Here is a 14,913-nt window from a genome sequence, read left to right on the forward strand (position 1 = left end):
CGGCGTCCAACGTGCGGCTGGCCGCACACTGGGCGATTGTCAGCGATTACCGCGTCAGCGTCCGGCGTATCTGGGCGCCGGTGTCCAGCACCAACAAGATCAAGGTCCGTAGCGCCTCGTCGGCCAGGCCGGCGCCGGGAAAGTTGTAGCGCAGCATCACGTCGGCGCTTTTGGCCGCACCCTTGCCCGAATTGCGCTGCACGGCCTTGTCATTGACCTTCTCGATCAGGCTCACGCTGCCGAAGTTGCTGTCGCGCGCCTGCTTGGCCACGTGGTCGCTGATCTTCTTGGTCAGCGGCAGATCCCACGCCACTATCTGGGTGAGCGACACCAGATCGAGGCCTTCGGCGATATTGACCACCCGCAGCGATGCGATGGTGCCGTCATGATGGACCGTCAGCGCGCCGTCGGCCTCCTCCTGCAGCGACAGGACATCGCCGAGGATCGACGACAGACGCTCCTGCAGCGACGGCACTATGCGCTCCCGAACCTGCGATTGCGCGAGGCGTATTCCTCGCAGGCGGCCCACAAGTCGCGCCGGTCATAGTCGGGCCACAACTTGTCCTGGAAGATGTACTCGGCGTACGCCGCCTGCCACAACATGAAATTGCTGGACCGCTGCTCCCCCGAGGTCCGCAAGAACAGATCCACGTCGGGAATGTCGGGCCGCTGCAGATGATTCGCCACCGTCGACGCGGTGATGCGCTCCGGGTCGAGCCGGCCGGCCGCGGCCAGGCGTGCGATTTCCTTTGTGGCCTCGGCGATTTCGGCGCGGCCGCCGTAGTTGACGCAGTAGTTGACGGTGATGACGTCGTTGTCCTTCGTCATATCCTCCGCGATCGCCAATTCATTGATCACACTGCGCCACAGGCGGGGCCGCGAACCGACCCACCGGATCTTGACCCCTATCGTTTTGAGGTTCACCCGCCGCATGCGCACCACGTCGCGGTTGAAGCCCATCAGAAAGCGGACTTCATCGGGCGAACGCTTCCAGTTCTCGGTGGAGAAGGCATACAGGCTGAGCCATTTGATCCCGATTTCGATTGCGCCACAGACGATATCGATGACAACGGCCTCGCCCGCCCGGTGGCCGTCGGTGCGGGTCAGTCCCTGTTGGGTGGCCCAGCGGCCGTTGCCGTCCATGACGATGGCCACGTGGTTGGGCAACCGGTCGGCCTCGATCCTGGGCGCGGCCGCCTTGGAGATGTGCTGCGGGGGCCGGCTCGGGCTGCCGTCGGCGGACGGCGGCAGCTCCGGAAAGACGACCGGCCAGGTCGACTTGTCGGGAAAGACCGGATAGTCGTCGGGCGCGGGGGCCAGCTGCGGGAAATCGGCCGGCCCCGAGGCGCGCTCGGCCTTCCGGCCAGAGCCGCCGGCCCAGACTTTAGCCACAGTCCATATCCTGCCCGATCAGCGCTGCGCGCTGATCGGCGATGGTGCGGTCGACGTGATATGTCCGTTCTACGAGCGGCAACGTCTTGAGCTGCCGCTCCAAATGCCACTGCAGGTGCGCCGCCACCAGACCGCTGACGTGGTTGCGGTGCGATTGCGGCGTCTTTTCGGCGAAGTCCCAATCGCCGTCGTGGAGTGCGGACATCAGATCCAGCACCCCCGGAGGCGGTGTTGTCGAACCGGCCGGGCGGCAGTGGGTGCAGATGCTGCCGCCGGCGCCGACATGGAACGCGCGATGGGGGCCGGGGGTGGCGCAACGGGCGCACTCGGTCAGCGCTGGCGCCCATCCGGCGATGCCCATCGCGCGCAGCAGGTAGGCGTCCAACAGGAGGTCCCGGGATCGACGGCCGTCGGCCACCGCCCGCAGGGCGCTCACCGTGAGGCCGTGCAGGGCCGGGGCGGGCGCTCGTTCCTCACCGGCGAGGCGTTCGGCGGTTTCCAGCATGGCGCACCCGCAGGTGTAACGGCCGTAGTCGCTGACGATGTCGGTGGCGAACGCGTCGATCGAGACGACCTGGGTGACGATGTCGAGGTTGCGGCCGGGATGTAATTGCGCGTCGATATGCGCGAACGGCTCCAGCCGCGCACCGAATTTGCTGCGGGTGCGACGCACGCCCTTGGCCACCGCGCGGACCAGCCCGTGATCACGGGTCAGCAGGGTGACGATCCGGTCGGCTTCGCCGAGCTTGTGCTGGCGAAGCACAACAGCTCGGTCTCGGTATAGCCGCATCCCCATAGTTTTGCACCCCGCCGCGACATTGCGGGTATCCGCGCCGTTAGTCTCGTACCCCGTGATTGGCGCTTCTGGGTCGGGTTCTGGGCCCCTATCCGGCTCGGGTTCCGGGCCGGGCCGCCGGCGCCTGCCCACCCTGACTGACCTGCTCTATCAGCTGGCCAGCCGCTCGGTGACGTCCACCACACTGGTGGGTCGTTCGCTGCACGCCATCCATGCGAGCCAGCCCACGCTGAACGCCTTCCGGGTGGTGCTCACCGAGTCGGCGCTGGCCGACGCGGCCGAGGCCGACCGGCGACGCGCCGCCGGTGACACCGCCCCGCTGCTGGGGATTCCGATCGCCGTCAAAGACGACGTCGACGTAGCCGGTGTGCCCACCGCGTTCGGGACCGAGGGGCCGGTCGCGCCGGCGACGCACGACGCCGAGGTGGTGCGCCGCCTCAAGGCCGCCGGCGCGGTGATCGTGGGCAAGACCAACACCTGCGAACTCGGCCAATGGCCGTTTACCAGCGGGCCCGGTTTCGGGCATACCCGCAACCCCTGGTCGCGCCGGCACACCCCCGGCGGTTCGTCGGGCGGCAGCGCCGCAGCGGTGGCCGCGGGCCTGGTCACGGCCGCCATCGGGTCCGACGGCGCCGGCAGCATCCGCATCCCCGCGGCGTGGACGCACCTGGTGGGCATCAAGCCGCAGCGCGGACGCATCTCGACGTGGCCGCTGCCGGAGGCGTTCAACGGCGTCACGGTCAACGGCGTGCTGGCCCGCACGGTGGCCGACGCGGCGTTGGTGCTCGACGCCGCTTCCGGCAACGTCGAGGGCGATCGACACAAACCGCCTCCGATCACCGCCTCCGACTATGTCGGGAAGGCACCCGGCCCGCTGAACATCGCGCTGTCAACCCGGTTCCCGTACACCGGTTTCCGGGCCAAGCTGCACCCGGAGATCCTGGCCGCGACACGCGCCGTGGGCAAACAACTCGAACTGCTGGGCCACGCCGTGGTGCCCGGCAACCCGGACTACGGCATGCGGCTGTCGTGGGACTTTCTCGCCCGGTCCACCGCGGGTCTGCGGGACTGGGAGGAGCGCTTGGGCGACGGCGTCGTGCTGGACCCCCGCACCCTGTCCAACCTGCGCATGGGTGCCGCGCTGGGCCAGGCGATTCTGCGCAGCGCGCGCCACCACGAGACGGCCGACCAGCGCCGGGTGGGCTCGATCTTCGACATCGTCGACGTGGTGTTGGCACCGACCACCGCCCAGCCCCCGCCGCTGGCGCGGGCCTTCGACCGGCTGGGTGGCATCGGCACCGACCGCGCCATGATCGCGGCCTGCCCGCTGACGTTCCCGTGGAACGTCCTGGGGTGGCCGTCCATCAACGTCCCGGCGGGCTTCACCTCCGACGGCTTGCCGATCGGTGTGCAGCTGATGGGTCCGGCCAACAGCGAGGGCATGCTGATTTCGCTGGCCGCCGAGCTGGAAGCCGTGTGCGGATGGGCGAGCGAACAGCCTCAGGCCTGGTGGAACCAGAACACGGACACTCCTCCGGCGCCCGCGTCCAGCGGCTGAGAGGCGGGGCGGCGCGTCCCGCCGTCGTGCCGGGTGGGCGTCTCAATGATGCTGTGCTGGACTATCTTTGCTCCGGTGCGGGCGCCGACATGAATCTGCCCGAAGCGGCGGATCAGTCGCGCGGCGGGTTTGCCGCCTGTACACAAAAGATTGCGGGTCGCTAAAAGCCCAGCCGGCCAAGCTGTTTGGGGTCGCTCTGCCAGTTTTTGGCGACCTTGACGCGCAGATCGAGGTAAACCTTGGTGCCGAGCAGCTTCTCGATCTGGGCGCGTGCGGCGGTACCGACTTCCCGCAGCCGGGCGCCGCCTTTGCCGATGATGATGCCCTTCTGGCTGTCGCGTTCGACGTAGAGCAGCGCATGCACGTCGATCAGGTCGTCGCGCCCCTCCCGCCGGTTGACCTCGTCGATGACCACCGCCAACGAGTGCGGGAGCTCGTCGCGCACCCCCTCCAGGGCCGCCTCCCGGATGAGCTCGGCCATCAAGACCCCTTCGGGTTCGTCGGTCAGCTCACCGTCGGGGTAGTAGGCAGGCCCGGGTGGCAGCGCCGCGGACAGCACCTCGATCAAGATGTCGACCTGCGTCCCGGTCACCGCCGATACCGGCACGATCTCGGCCGAGTCGCCGACCAGCTCGCTGACCGCGACCAACTGCGCGGCGACCCGGTCTTTGGGCGTCTTGTCGATCTTGGTGACGATGGCGACCAATGTCGTCTTGGGCGCGGTCGCGCGAATCTGCTCGACGATCCACCGGTCCCCCGGACCGATCGCCTCGTCGGCCGGGATGCACAGCCCGATCACGTCGACCTCGGCATAGGTGTCGCGCACCAAGTCGTTGAGCCGCTTGCCCAGCAAGGTGCGCGGGCGGTGCAGACCCGGTGTGTCGACCAGAATGATCTGGAAGTCGTTCCGGTGCACGATCCCGCGGATGGTGTGCCGGGTGGTCTGCGGCCGCTTCGAGGTGATCGCGACCTTCGTCCCGACGAGCGCATTCGTCAGTGTCGACTTCCCGGTATTGGGTCTGCCGACCAAACATACGAAGCCTGAACGGAATTCAGTCATGCTGCGCGGATTCCTCGCCATCGGGTGAGCCGTCGGATTCGACAGGGCTGAGCAGGACGGTGCCGATACGTACCCGCCCCCGGTGATCGGTGCCGCCTTCGGCATGCAGCCGCAAACCGTGCGAGATCACCTCGGCGCCCGGCAGCGGGACCCGACCCAATTCCAAGGCGAGCAGGCCACCCACGGTGTCGACGTCGAGGTCGTCGTCGAACTGCACGCCGTAGAGCTCGCTGAGGTCTTCGATCGGCAGCCGCGTCGATACCCGGAAACGTTTGTCGCCCAGGTCTTCTATCGGTGCCGTCTCCGCCTGGTCGTACTCGTCGGCGATCTCACCGACGATTTCTTCCAGGACGTCCTCGATGCTGACCAGGCCGGCGATCGCACCGTATTCATCGACGAGGAGCGCCATGTGGTTACGGTCGCGCTGCATTTCACGCAGCAGCGCATCCAAGGGCTTGGAGTCCGGCACGAAGACCGCCGGCCGCATTACCTGCGACACCGGCGGGGTCCGGCCACCGTCACCCAACAGAACCGTCTGCTGGACAAGGTCTTTCAGGTACACGACCCCGACGATGTCGTCGACGTTCTCACCGATCACCGGCATGCGTGAATGCCCGCTGCGCACCGCCAGGTTGATCGCTTGGCTGGCGAATTTGTCGCTTTCGATCCAGATCATCTCGGTGCGCGGCACCATCACTTCGCGAGCGGGGGTGTCTCCGAGTTCGAAGACCGACTGGATCATCCGGCGCTCCTCGGCGGCGACCACACCGCGCTGCTGGGCCAGGTCGACGACCTCGCGCAACTCGATCTCGGAGGCGAACGGCCCGTTTCTCAGCCCCCGGCCGGGGGTGACAGCATTACCCAGCACCACCAGCAGCCGGCTGATCGGCATCAGCAACCATGAGATCGCTTGCAACGGAAGAACTGTCGTCAACGCAATGGAGTAGGCGTTCTGCCGGCCGAGGGTGCGTGGACCCACCCCCATGAAGACGAAGCTGGTGACCACCATGATGGCCGCGGCGCCGAACAATCCCCACCTCAGCCCGAAGTTGTCATAAAGGAACACCACCAGCAGAACGGTGGCGGTGATCTCGCAGGTGATCCGCAGCAGCACAACGAGGTTGATGTAGCGGGGTCGTTCTAACATCACCTTGGACAGCGCCACCGCGCCGGGCCGCTCGTCGCGCACCATCTCCTGAACCCGGGCCAGCGACACCGTGCTGATTGCCGCATCGATCGCTGCGAACAGTCCGCCCAGCGCGATCAACGCGACCGCGCCGAGCAGCTCAGACCAGCCGGTCAATGGTCGTGCCTTGACTTGGTCACTGACTCCCCCGTGGCTTCGCTAGGACTCAGCGGCGTCGCCCTGGCCGCGATTCCGGCGATTGAGCAGCCAGGCGACCAGGCCCACCACCACCGCAAACCCGCCGAAGCGCAGCGCCAAGGTCCACCCGGATTGGTTGGGTTGACCGGGCTCCTGGTGGTGAACCGCCAGCAGCACCAAATAGCTGCCGTCGTCGGTCAGGCCGACGGTCGGCGTCGGCTGGGTCTTGATAACCCGGATCTGGGCGGGTGCGCTGCTGGAGTTGTCGATCTGTCCCCAGGCCAAGGTGGAGTCGTCGAGCAGGAAAGTGTCCTGGCTTCCCGCGGGTTGGCTACCGTCGTGCCCCACCACCGCCACGTGGCCCACTTCCACCGCCTCGCCTTTGGCGGGAACGGACACTATGACGTTCTCGTACAGCTTCGGGGGCGCCGGCGGCCTGTAGTCCGGTGGCGGCGGCCCGTTGTAGCCGTTAAGCGGTATTGAACCCCCGCCGTAGAAGCTGCCCGAGGCCACATAGCTGTCACCGACCGCGGTGAAGGGGACCACGCCGACGGTCGTGGCGTCGAGCACCATCCGGGCGCCGTGTGGCACGTATAGCTGCTGGTAAGCGCCGTTGTAGAAGTAGCGGAACGTCATCGCCTGATTGAGCGGGTTGTAGAGGGTCGGGCGGCGATAGGGGTCGTCGTAGTCGAGGTAGTCCCAGTGGCGCGGCCGGACAAACCGCTGATCGTCGACCTTGAGGATGTCGACGTTTTGCCGGTGGGAACTCACGACGTTCTGCACCTGCTGGTTGAAATCCACCTCGGTCGGCGGCTTCGGCGGGTTCGCGGGGTCAACGCGGGTCACCGGCGCGGCCTTGGTCGCCGCGATCGCCAGCGAGGGCGCATCCAGCCCTCTCGGCGGCGCCACCACCGGAGCGTTTCGTGGCGCATCGGGGCCCGGCGGATTGATCTCCAGCACCGGGACGGTGTTCTGACCCGAGCTGGGCGGCGGGAGGACCAGTGGGTTTTGCACCGGCGGCGGGGGCGGGGGCGGCTCGTACGAGGGGATGGGCACTTCCGGAGCCCGGGTCGGCGCGTTGCTCGGGGGGCCCTGGACACCGCGCCGGTCTTCGTTGCACACGTTCGCCGTGTGATAGGCGTTCACGTAGAACATGCAGCGCTGGCAGGACACGGGGTTCGCGCCCGCGCCGGCGCAGGGAGCCGCCTGCGCCATCGTGTCGGTGGTGGCGACGATCACCGAGAACGGCGCGAACGCTATGGCTGCCGCCACCAGAATCCAGAGTCGGCTCAATTGTCGAAATACCTTGACTTGTCCAGCAATCGGCGGTCTCGCTCTTCCTGGCGGTCCTGGCGGTAGGCCTCGACCTGGTCGGCGACCCACTCTTCGAGCAACCGGTCCTGCAGAGCGAACATCTCCTTTTCCTCGTCCGGCTCACCGTGGTCGTAACCGATCAGGTGAAGCACACCGTGGACGGTCAGCAGCGCCAGCTCGTGCCCCAGGCTATGCCCCGCCGCCGCGGCCTGACTAGCGGCGAATTCCGGGCACAGCACGATGTCGCCCAGCATCGAGGACCCGGGCTCCGGGGCGTCCGGGCGACCACCCGGCTCGAGCTCGTCCATCGGAAAGCTCATCACGTCGGTGGGGCCGGGCAGGTCCATCCAGCGCATGTGCAGGTCGGCCATCGCCGCGGTGTCCAACAGCACCATCGACAGCTCGGCCGCCGGATTGACGTCCATCTTGGCGATGACATAGCGCGCGACGCTGATCAACTCGGCTTCGGAGACGTCGATACCGGACTCGTTGGATACCTCAATGCTCATAGAACCCGCTCACGGCGCCATCATCGGCGAGCGCGCGAGCCCGACGCACGCCGCGCCGCCCGGTTCATCGTCAGGTCCGGTTCTTCAAACTTCGCATAGGCATCCACGATTTCGGAGACCAGCCGGTGGCGCACCACGTCCGTACTGGTCAGTTCCGCGACGTGGATGTCGTCGACGCTGTCGAGGATCTCCATCGCCGAGCGCAAACCCGACCTGGCGCCGCCCGGAAGATCGATCTGGGTGATGTCGCCGGTGACGACGATCTTGGATCCGAAACCCAAGCGGGTGAGGAACATCTTCATCTGCTCGGCGGTGGTGTTCTGCGCCTCGTCGAGGACGATGAACGCGGAATTGAGGCTGCGGCCCCGCATGTACGCCAGCGGCGCCACCTCGATCACGCCCGCTGACATCAGCTTGGTGATCAGCTCGGGATCCATCATGTCGTAAAGCGCGTCGTACAACGGCCGCAGGTACGGGTCGATCTTCTCGCTGAGCGTGCCCGGCAAAAAGCCAAGGCGCTCACCGGCTTCCACGGCCGGCCGGGTCAGAATGATGCGGCTGACCTGTTTGGTCTGCAACGCGTTGACCGCCTTGGCCATCGCCAGGTACGTCTTGCCGGTGCCGGCCGGGCCGACGCCGAAGACGATGGTGTGGGCATCGATCGCGTCGACGTAGCGCTTCTGGTTGAGCGTCTTGGGCCGGATCGTCTTCCCGCGCCGCGACAGGATGTCCAGCGTCAGCACTTCGGCCGGTGACTCGTTGTCAGTGCCGGCCAGCATGGCGACGCTGTGCCGAACCACCTCCGGGGTCAGCGGCTGCCCGCCCTCCACGATCGCGACCAGCTCGGATATCACCCGCTCGGCGAGCGCGACGTCGGCGGGCTCACCGGAGAGGGTGACCGTGTTGCCACGTACATGCAGGTCGGCGGCCAAGATGCGTTCCAGGGAGCGCAGGTTCTCGTCGGCCGAACCCAGCAGGCCCATGACGGTATCGGGCGGAACATTGATGCTGCTGCGAACTTGAGCGTCGGCCTGGAGGGCTCCGGCTGCGTCAGCAGCGCTGGTCTCGCGGGGCGTCACGTGGTTTTCGATGCCTGCCTTGTGTGAAGTAGTCGCCGATCGTGGCGTTTTCTAGCGTTTTTATCCTACCGCCGGGACGACGCTGGCCCCAATGTGCAGGACGCGACGACCGTTCCGTGCCGCAGCAGGGGGATTCGCCGGCAGGTCTGAACACTCACAAGCTCGACGCGTGATCCCATCGCGGCGTCAGCACCCCAAGTGCGCCCAACGCCACCGCGGCGGCGGTCGACGTCCGCAGCACCTGCGGACCGAGCCGGACCGCCACCGCGCCCGCCTCGGTCAACGTCACGATCTCGTCATCGGCGATGCCGCCCTCCGGGCCGACCACCAGAAACACCGATCTCGCTCGTGCGAGATCAACGTCGGGTAGCCGATCGGTGGCCGATTCGTGCAGGGCCAGCACCGCCGACCCGGCCGCCACCGCGTCGCGAACCCGCGAGGTCAGCTCCGCGGTGGACAGCACCCCGTCGACCGCCGGAATGTGCGCCCGGCGGGATTGCCGGGCCGCCGAACGGGCGACGGCACGCCATCGGCGTAGACCTTTGTCGACCCGGGCGCCGTGCCAGTTGGCCACACAACGGGCCGCCTGCCAGGCCAGGAAGCCGTCGGCGCCGGCTTCGGTGGCCAACTCGATGGCCAGCTCCGAACGCTCCGACTTCGGCAGGGCCTGCACCACCGTCACCGGCGGACACCCGGGCGCGACGCTCCAGCGCTCCAGCACCCGCGCCCGCAGCCCGTCACGCCCGGCGTGCTCCACCTCGCAGCGCGCCAGGCCGCCGGCGCCGTCGCCGATCACCAACTGCTCACCGGGCCTTATCCGCCGCACGGTGGCGGCATGAAAACCCTCGTCGCCGCCCAGGACGGCCAGCGCGCCGGCCTCGGGCAGATCGTCGGTGTAAAACAGGGTCGCGACCATGGGCGCGCCTTCGCAGCTCCCGGCTAGCGCCCGGTGAAGGTTTCGCGCAGCCGGCTGAACAATCCGCCGCCGGCGTGGGTCGAGCGAACCTCGGGGACCTCGCGGCTGCGCCGAGCCTTCAGTTCGCGCAGCAGTTCGGTGTCGCGGCCGTCCAGTCGGGCGGGAACCACCACCTCGACGTGGACATGCAGATCGCCGCGGGTGCCCGACCTCAGGTGCGGCATCCCGTGGCCCCGCAGCGTGATGACAGACGCCGGTTGCGTGCCGGGCGGGATGGTGATTTCGCTGACCCCGTCCAGGATGGCGTCGACGGTGACCGTGGCGCCCAGTGCCGCGTCGACCATCGGCACCGAGACCGTGCAGTGCAGGTCGTCGCCTTCGCGGACGAAGACGTCGTGGCTCTGTTCGTGAACCTCGACATACAGATCACCGGCCGGCCCCCCGCCGGGTCCCACCTCGCCTTGGGCGGCCAGCCGCACGCGCATGCCGTCGCCGACACCGGCGGGGATCTTGACGCTGATCTCCCGGCGGGCGCGCACCCGGCCGTCGCCCATGCATTGGTGGCATGGGTCGGGGATGACGACGCCGACGCCACGGCAGGTCGGACACGGCCGCGACGTCATCACCTGCCCCAGCAGGGAGCGCTGCACGGTCTGGACCTCGCCGCGACCACCGCAGGTGTCGCACGGCACCGGCGCCGAATCTCCGTTGGTGCCCTTGCCCTGGCAGCGGTCACACAACACCGCGGTGTCGACGGTGACCTGCTTGGTCACCCCGGTCGCGCACTCTTCGAGATCGAGCCGCATCCGCAGCAGCGAATCCGAGCCCGGCCGTACCCGCCCGATGGGGCCACGGGAGGTCCCGCCGCCGCTGAAGCCGCCACCGAAGAAGGCCTCGAACACGTCGCCCAGCCCGCCGAAACCGCCGCCGAAACCGCCGCCCGCCGCGGCCGCGTTCTCCATCGGATCGCCGCCCAGGTCGACGATCCGCCGCTTCTCGGGGTCGCTCAGCACCTCGTAGGCGACGCTGATTTCCCTGAACTTCGCCTGCGCGGCCTCGTCGGGGTTGACGTCGGGATGCAGTTCGCGCGCCAACTTGCGGTATGCGCGCTTGATCTCCGCGTCGCCGGCGTTTCTGCCCACACCGAGCAGCCCGTAATAATCGCGTGCCACGCCTGACTCTCCTATACCTGGTCTTTCTCCGCGCCTACCCACACTGCGGGTGCGCGTTCATCGAGCACCCAGGACTTCGCCGATATAAAGGGCAACCGCAGCAACGCTGGCGATAGTTCCCGGATAGTCCATCCGGGTGGGCCCCAGCACACCCATTCCCCCGTAAACGGTGTCGGAGGTGCCGTAGGCGGTCGTCACCATGGAGGTGCCCAGTATCTGCTCGGCGGCCGTCTCATGGCCGATGCGCACCGTCACCTTACCGGCTTCCTGCTGGGCGGCCAGCAACCGCAGCACCACCACCTGCTCCTCCAACGCTTCCAGGATGGAGCGCAACGAGCCACCGAAGTCGGCGGCGTTGCGGGTCAGGTTGGCGGTGCCGCCCATCAGCAGGCGTTCCTCGGTGTGCTCGACCAGTGACTCCAGCAACACCGTCGCCGATCGGCCCACGGCGTCACCCAGGCCGTCCGGGCTGCTCAGCTGTCCGGCTAGGTCGGCCACCGCGACCGAGGCGGCCGACAGTTTCTTGCCCACCAGCGCCTGGCCGAGCATCTCCCGCAGCTGAGAAAGCTCGTGGTCGTCGAGGACGTTGCCGAGCTCGACGACGCGCTGGTCCACCCGGCCGGAGTCGGTGATGACGACCATCAGCAGCCGCGCGGGTGTCAGGGCGATCACTTCGAGGTGGCGCACGGTCGACGACGACAGCGTCGGGTACTGCACCACGGCCACCTGCCGGGTCAGTTGCGACAGCAGCCGTACCGCGCGGCGCAGGACGTCGTCGAGGTCGACACCGGATTCGAGGAAGCCCTGGATCGCGCGCCGTTCCGCCGAGGACAGGGGTTTGACGCCGTCGAGCCGGTCGACGAATTCACGGTAGCCCTTCTCGGTGGGCACCCGCCCGGAGCTGGTGTGCGGCTGGGCGATGTAGCCCTCGGCCTCGAGCACCGCCATGTCGTTGCGGACGGTCGCCGACGAGACGCCCAGGTTATGACGCTCCACCAACGCCTTGGAACCGATCGGTTCTTTGGTGGCGACGAAATCGGCGACGATGGCCCGCAGCACCTCAAACCGACGGTCGTCCGCACTTCCCATTGTTCGTCACCTCCTTCGATACCCCCTTAACCCGGTTCATTTTACGGTCTCGGGCGCCTTCGGCTTCACCAGTGGAGCGCGAGCAGACACAAAACCCCCTTCGTCGGCGTGTTGGGGTGCTTTCGCGTCTGCTCGCCGGGATGGCCGGTGTCCGACTAGCCTTTCCAGCATGAACCGGTCGGGCCAGGGCAACGCGTCGGGAGAGATCGGCCAATGATTTTCAAGGGCGTGCGCGACGGCAAGCCGTATCCCGAGCACAACCTGTCCTATCGGGATTGGTCCCAGATACCGCCGCAGCAGATCCGGCTCGACGAATTGGTCACCACCACAACGGTGCTCGCGCTGGACCGCCTGCTCTCGGAGGACTCCACGTTCTACGGCGATCTTTTCCCGCACGCGGTGCGGTGGAAGGGTGTCACCTATCTCGAGGACGGCTTGCACCGCGCGGTGCGCGCGGCACTACGGAACCGCACCGTGCTCCACGCCCGCGTGTTTGACATGGACATGCCGCTGGGCCAGCCCGGGTAAGTCGAGTGGTCACGTTTGGGCCTCCCCGCGTGTCGACCTAGTGACAGCGTTGGTTCAAGACCACAACTTGCCAGGAGGATCGCCATGCCACGGCTACCGGGAGTCTCCGACCGCGACGCCGGCCTGGGCGCCAAGATCGCCTTCTTCTTCACCAAGCGCAAGCTCGCGCAGATGACCGGGCTCGAGACCGCGGGAATGCTGGAACCGCTGCGGATGTACGCCCACATCCCGAGATTGCTCAACGCCTACGGCAAGTTGGAGCAGGCAGAGTCGAAGCTGGACGTCCTCAGCCCGCGCCACCGCGCGCTGGCGGAGCTGAAGTCGGCGACGACGGTGCGCTGCGAATACTGCATCGACCTTGGCTCCCAGATCGCCCGGCAATGGGGCATCACCGACGAGGAGCTGCTGGGGATGGCCAACTATCGGGACGCCCCGTGCTTTTCCGACGTCGACAAGCTGATCCTCGAGTACGCGACCGCGATCAGCCGCACCCCGGTCGAGGTGAGCGATCAACTTTTCGATGCGCTGCGGGCGCACTTCGACGCCGCCCAACTCGTCGGCCTGACCCACGTCATCACGCTGGGCAACCTTCGTGCCCGCTTCAACATCGCGCTCGACATCGGGTCGTCGGGCTTTTCCGGCGACCGGGTGTGCGCCCTGCCCGAGACCGATCGGCCGTGACAAAGCCGGATGCGTCACTGGCGGCCCGCTTCGAGGCTGCCCGGCCGCGCTTGGGCGCCATCGCCTACCGCATGCTCGGTTCGATCGACGACGCCCAGGATGCCGTGCAGGAGGCCTGGCTGCGGTTGAACCGCAGCTCCGGCGAAGCTATCGCCAACCCCGACGCCTGGCTGACCACCGTGGTGGCCCGCATCTGCCTGAACATGTTGCGCGACCGCCGTACCCACGGCCGCGAGGAGCTGACCGCCCACCTGCCCGACCCGATCGTGGAAGCCGCCGGTGAATTCGACCCCGAACACCGCGCGATGCTGGCCGACGCCGTGGGGCTGGCGCTGTTCGTGGTGCTGGACACGTTGCCGCCGGCGGAGCGGCTGGCCTTCGTGTTGCACGACGTCTTCACCGTCCCGTTCGATCAGATCGCCGCCATCGTCGACCGAACACCGGAGTCGGCCCGCAAGCTGGCCAGCCGGGCGCGCCGACGGATCGAGCGGGCCGATCCGGTTCCCGACGGCGACCTGGCTGCCCAGCGCGAGGTGGTCGACGCCTTCTTCGCGGCGGGGCGCAGTGGTGACTTCGACCGCCTGGTGTCCGTGCTGGATCCCGAGGTGATGCTGCGCGGTGACTTCGGGCCGGCCGCCGCGGGGTTCCGCACCGAGGGTGCAACCTCGGTGGCCAAACTGGCCCGCAGTTACGCGGGACCCGACCGCGAGGTGCGTGCCGCCACCGTCAACGGTGCCGCGGGCGCGGTCATCTTCGTCGCCGGCCGCGCGGCGTCCGTCATGGGATTCGTGGTGCGCGGCGGCCGGATCCGAGCCATCGATGTGCTGGCGGATCCGGTACGCATCGCGAAATTAGACCTGCGCGCTCGAGGCGCCGATCACTGACCGGCGGCCTGCAGCAACTCCATCGCCGACGCCCGCGACAGCACCCAGCCGCCCTGGTTGACGAAGGTGACGTTCTGGGTGACCGGCGAGGTCAGCTTGGGACCGGAGACCGACACATCGGCGGTCGCCGAACCGGCGGTGGTCGGCTGGATGTTCGTCACGTCGAAGGACAGGGGCAGGTCGCCGTTTTTCGCGGCCTTCTGCAGTTTCTTGTCGGCGACATGGGCTTCGATGCCGCTGACGCCGCCCTGCACCAGGTTGCTCTTGTTGCTGAACGACACGCTCGGGTCGGCAAGGCTGTTGAGCAGCCCGGTCAGCTGATCGGAAGTCGGGACGTTGGCGCCCGCGACCGGCTGTGCCGGCGGCGGATTCTGCGGAAGCGGCGCGCCGATCGCGGCGAGCTGCACCCCGACCTGGGAGCTCGGCGCTGACATCGAGGTCAGGCCGGCGGCCGCGCCCCCGACGATGGCCAGAGCTGCCACGCTGGTGGCAAGGATTTTAACGGTTTTCATGGTTCCCCCTTCGGTGGGCACGAATGTCGACGCACAGATGGCAATCCTCACGCCCGTTCATGGTGGTGTGGATGGTGTCAGCGTGCCCGCTGCGTCTTT

At 67.7% G+C, this 14,913-nt stretch carries 16 protein-coding genes; 4 read left to right on the top strand and 12 right to left on the bottom strand.

The genetic code is table 11. The features are described from left to right. Nucleotides 1-46: 46 nt before the first annotated feature. The 3 genes from EPN51_RS04050 to recO are packed head-to-tail and all read right to left on the bottom strand — an operon-like array spanning nt 47 to nt 2,182. The gene (locus EPN51_RS04050; RefSeq protein ID WP_293037452.1) at nt 47-475 is read right to left on the bottom strand and encodes a hypothetical protein; all 429 of its coding nucleotides are present in this window, start codon (nt 473-475) and stop codon (nt 47-49) included. Beyond that, entirely contained in the window at nt 475-1,392 is a 918-nt protein-coding gene (locus EPN51_RS04055; protein ID WP_293037455.1) for a decaprenyl diphosphate synthase, read from the bottom strand. The genes EPN51_RS04050 and EPN51_RS04055 overlap by 1 nt, the downstream gene beginning before the upstream one ends. Continuing rightward, nucleotides 1,385-2,182, bottom strand: a complete 798-nt coding sequence (gene recO / locus EPN51_RS04060) for a DNA repair protein RecO (protein WP_293037458.1) — start codon at nt 2,180-2,182, stop codon at nt 1,385-1,387. The genes EPN51_RS04055 and recO overlap by 8 nt, the downstream gene beginning before the upstream one ends. Before the next feature lie 61 nt (nt 2,183-2,243). On the opposite strand from recO, the gene EPN51_RS04065 reads away from it, so the two are divergent. Continuing rightward, the gene (locus EPN51_RS04065) at nt 2,244-3,746 is read left to right on the top strand and encodes an amidase (protein ID WP_293037461.1); all 1,503 of its coding nucleotides are present in this window, start codon (nt 2,244-2,246) and stop codon (nt 3,744-3,746) included. Nucleotides 3,747-3,906: 160 nt separating this feature from the next. Here the strand turns inward: EPN51_RS04065 and era are convergent, their stop codons facing one another. The 8 genes from era to hrcA form a co-directional block, all read right to left on the bottom strand. Continuing rightward, nucleotides 3,907-4,806, bottom strand: a complete 900-nt coding sequence (gene era / locus EPN51_RS04070) for a GTPase Era (protein WP_293037464.1) — start codon at nt 4,804-4,806, stop codon at nt 3,907-3,909. Continuing rightward, nucleotides 4,799-6,109, bottom strand: coding sequence for a hemolysin family protein (locus EPN51_RS04075; protein ID WP_293037467.1), 1,311 nt, complete (start codon nt 6,107-6,109; stop codon nt 4,799-4,801). Before EPN51_RS04075 ends, era begins: the two co-directional genes overlap by 8 nt. A 42-nt stretch (nt 6,110-6,151) precedes the next feature. Beyond that, on the bottom strand, nt 6,152-7,402 hold the full coding sequence (locus tag EPN51_RS04080) for a hypothetical protein (protein WP_293037470.1): 1,251 nt from the start codon (nt 7,400-7,402) through the stop codon (nt 6,152-6,154). A 17-nt stretch (nt 7,403-7,419) separates the two neighbouring features. Further along, entirely contained in the window at nt 7,420-7,953 is a 534-nt protein-coding gene (gene ybeY, locus EPN51_RS04085) for an rRNA maturation RNase YbeY (protein WP_293037472.1), read from the bottom strand. 20 nt (nt 7,954-7,973) lie between these two features. Beyond that, the gene (locus EPN51_RS04090) at nt 7,974-9,032 is read right to left on the bottom strand and encodes a PhoH family protein (protein ID WP_293037475.1); all 1,059 of its coding nucleotides are present in this window, start codon (nt 9,030-9,032) and stop codon (nt 7,974-7,976) included. Between the two features lie 154 nt (nt 9,033-9,186). Continuing rightward, on the bottom strand, nt 9,187-9,948 hold the full coding sequence (locus EPN51_RS04095) for a 16S rRNA (uracil(1498)-N(3))-methyltransferase (protein WP_293037478.1): 762 nt from the start codon (nt 9,946-9,948) through the stop codon (nt 9,187-9,189). A gap of 23 nt (nt 9,949-9,971) precedes the next feature. After that, the gene (dnaJ, locus tag EPN51_RS04100) at nt 9,972-11,120 is read right to left on the bottom strand and encodes a molecular chaperone DnaJ (RefSeq protein ID WP_293037481.1); all 1,149 of its coding nucleotides are present in this window, start codon (nt 11,118-11,120) and stop codon (nt 9,972-9,974) included. Nucleotides 11,121-11,177: 57 nt separating this feature from the next. Then, complete coding sequence (gene hrcA / locus EPN51_RS04105) at nt 11,178-12,209, bottom strand: heat-inducible transcriptional repressor HrcA (RefSeq protein ID WP_293037484.1); 1,032 nt, start codon at nt 12,207-12,209, stop codon at nt 11,178-11,180. Nucleotides 12,210-12,422: 213 nt separating this feature from the next. On the opposite strand from hrcA, the gene EPN51_RS04110 reads away from it, so the two are divergent. From EPN51_RS04110 to EPN51_RS04120, 3 genes are all read left to right on the top strand, one after another. Next, the gene (locus EPN51_RS04110; protein WP_293037487.1) at nt 12,423-12,737 is read left to right on the top strand and encodes a type II toxin-antitoxin system VapB family antitoxin; all 315 of its coding nucleotides are present in this window, start codon (nt 12,423-12,425) and stop codon (nt 12,735-12,737) included. A gap of 84 nt (nt 12,738-12,821) precedes the next feature. Continuing rightward, nucleotides 12,822-13,418 (top strand): carboxymuconolactone decarboxylase family protein, encoded by a 597-nt coding sequence (locus tag EPN51_RS04115; protein ID WP_293037491.1) that lies wholly within the window; start codon nt 12,822-12,824, stop codon nt 13,416-13,418. Continuing rightward, nucleotides 13,415-14,302 (top strand): sigma-70 family RNA polymerase sigma factor, encoded by an 888-nt coding sequence (locus EPN51_RS04120; protein WP_293037498.1) that lies wholly within the window; start codon nt 13,415-13,417, stop codon nt 14,300-14,302. The genes EPN51_RS04115 and EPN51_RS04120 overlap by 4 nt, the downstream gene beginning before the upstream one ends. Here EPN51_RS04120 and EPN51_RS04125 read toward each other — a convergent pair. Then, complete coding sequence (locus EPN51_RS04125; protein WP_293037500.1) at nt 14,296-14,814, bottom strand: hypothetical protein; 519 nt, start codon at nt 14,812-14,814, stop codon at nt 14,296-14,298. The genes EPN51_RS04120 and EPN51_RS04125 overlap by 7 nt on opposite strands. Nucleotides 14,815-14,913 lie beyond the last annotated feature (99 nt).

This window comes from Mycobacterium sp., from assembly GCF_004298145.1.
In the GTDB taxonomy this organism is placed as follows: Bacteria; Actinomycetota; Actinomycetes; order Mycobacteriales; family Mycobacteriaceae; genus Mycobacterium.

What these genes read in the sequence shown, in the direction of transcription:
- EPN51_RS04095 (WP_293037478.1), bottom strand. Translation starts at nt 9,948, where the DNA reads ATGGTCGCGACCCTGTTTTACACCGACGATCTGCCCGAGGCCGGCGCG.
- EPN51_RS04110 (WP_293037487.1), top strand. Translation starts at nt 12,423, where the DNA reads ATGATTTTCAAGGGCGTGCGCGACGGCAAGCCGTATCCCGAGCACAAC.
- recO (WP_293037458.1), bottom strand. Translation starts at nt 2,182, where the DNA reads ATGCGGCTATACCGAGACCGAGCTGTTGTGCTTCGCCAGCACAAGCTC.
- era (WP_293037464.1), bottom strand. Translation starts at nt 4,806, where the DNA reads ATGACTGAATTCCGTTCAGGCTTCGTATGTTTGGTCGGCAGACCCAAT.
- EPN51_RS04125 (WP_293037500.1), bottom strand. Translation starts at nt 14,814, where the DNA reads ATGAAAACCGTTAAAATCCTTGCCACCAGCGTGGCAGCTCTGGCCATC.
- ybeY (WP_293037472.1), bottom strand. Translation starts at nt 7,953, where the DNA reads ATGAGCATTGAGGTATCCAACGAGTCCGGTATCGACGTCTCCGAAGCC.
- hrcA (WP_293037484.1), bottom strand. Translation starts at nt 12,209, where the DNA reads ATGGGAAGTGCGGACGACCGTCGGTTTGAGGTGCTGCGGGCCATCGTC.
- EPN51_RS04115 (WP_293037491.1), top strand. Translation starts at nt 12,822, where the DNA reads ATGCCACGGCTACCGGGAGTCTCCGACCGCGACGCCGGCCTGGGCGCC.